Origin of the sequence: Christiangramia aquimixticola (genome assembly GCF_048285835.1) — a bacterium.
In the GTDB taxonomy this organism is placed as follows: domain Bacteria; phylum Bacteroidota; class Bacteroidia; order Flavobacteriales; family Flavobacteriaceae; genus Christiangramia; species Christiangramia aquimixticola.
In genome coordinates this window covers 1-279 of sequence record NZ_JBLVTL010000338.1, presented here as the reverse complement: position 1 = coordinate 279, position 279 = coordinate 1, and the positions used below count along the sequence as shown (strand labels likewise).

General features: G+C 42.7%; 1 protein-coding gene. It reads right to left on the bottom strand.

What is annotated here, in order from left to right; all coding sequences use genetic code 11:
• The coding region (locus ACNKXV_RS14730; protein ID WP_417908447.1) for a DUF4252 domain-containing protein at positions 1-279 on the bottom strand (279 nt) is incomplete at both ends.

Below are 279 nucleotides of genomic sequence, written 5' to 3'. Positions count from 1 at the left end.
ACTAAGTCAGATAGTGTTCTAGCACCTTTTCCATAGATCAAAACGCCGCTTTTTCCCTCAGCTGCTTCCATGAGCAAGTCATAATTTTCTCGTTCGAGGCCTTTTTGGAGGGATTTATATTCGGTGATAGCTTGTGCACCTTCCGGAAGTGTGAAGAAATTGAGCTTTTCGACAGATTTGGCTACAGTTGCCATGTCATTTTTGTCCATGTTGATTTTAAAGCCGTCAGCAAAATTCATGAAGTTGCCTCCGAGTTCCAGTTGGAAGAAGTCATCATGG